This window comes from Pseudomonas sp. B14(2017) (genome assembly GCF_002113255.1).
In the GTDB taxonomy this organism is placed as follows: Bacteria; Pseudomonadota; Gammaproteobacteria; order Pseudomonadales; family Pseudomonadaceae; genus Aquipseudomonas; species Aquipseudomonas putida_Z.
In genome coordinates this window covers 1-896 of record NZ_NEJY01000060.1, presented here as the reverse complement: position 1 = coordinate 896, position 896 = coordinate 1, and the positions used below count along the sequence as shown (strand labels likewise).

The 896-nt window shown below is 62.9% G+C and carries 1 protein-coding gene; it reads left to right on the top strand.

Translation table 11 applies throughout. The features are described from left to right. Positions 1-896: immunoglobulin-like domain-containing protein (locus CAG34_RS28950; protein ID WP_158091109.1), on the top strand; the 896-nt coding region annotated here is incomplete at both ends.

The window sequence follows — 896 nt, the reverse complement described above, 5'->3', positions numbered from 1 at the left end:
AACCTGGTCAAAGGCGACCCGGTCACTCTGCAGATCACCGACGAACCGGGTACTCCAGGCAACCCTGGCACCCCAGGCACGCCGAATGGCGGCGATGAAGTGACGCTGACCCTCACCGGCAATGCCGTGCAGGAAGGCCACACCACAACCATCACCGGCACCCTGAGCCACCCAGCGGGCCAGGCGTTCACTGTCACCCTGAGCAACGGCCAGACCCTGAGCTTTGCCGAGGGCGCGCTTACCGCGACTACCAATCCGTTCGTGGCGCAGAGCGATGACGTATTTCGTGACGGTGAAACTCAGACCATCAGCGTGACAAATGCGGGCAACCACAACTTCGAGAACCTGAACACCAGTGCCACCACGACCGTCACCGTGAGCGACACCGTCGACACCGTGAAGGCCGAGCTGAGCATTTCGCCGAACCCGGCAGTGGAAGGCCAGGCGGTGACCTACACCATCACCCTGACCGGTCCTGCCGGTGCCGACCTGAGTCAGCACGGAGGTCTGTCCATCGCGCTGAGCAACGGCGAGGTGATCAACATCCCTGCGGGCCAGGTCAGCGCGTCGCAAACCGCCAACCTGGCGGACAACGTCTATGTCGGCAGCAGTGCTCCAAGCATCGCCATCAACGGAATCACCGAGCAAGGCATCGGCAAACAGGTCTTTGAGAACCTGGTCAAAGGCGACCCGGTCACTCTGCAGATCACCGACGAACCGGGTACTCCAGGCAACCCTGGTACCCCGGGTACGCCGAATGGCGGCGATGAAGTGACGCTGACCCTCACCGGCAATGCCGTGCAGGAAGGCCACACCACAACCATCACCGGCACCCTGAGCCACCCAGCGGGCCAGGCGTTCACTGTCACCCTGAGCAACGGCCAGACCCTGAGCTT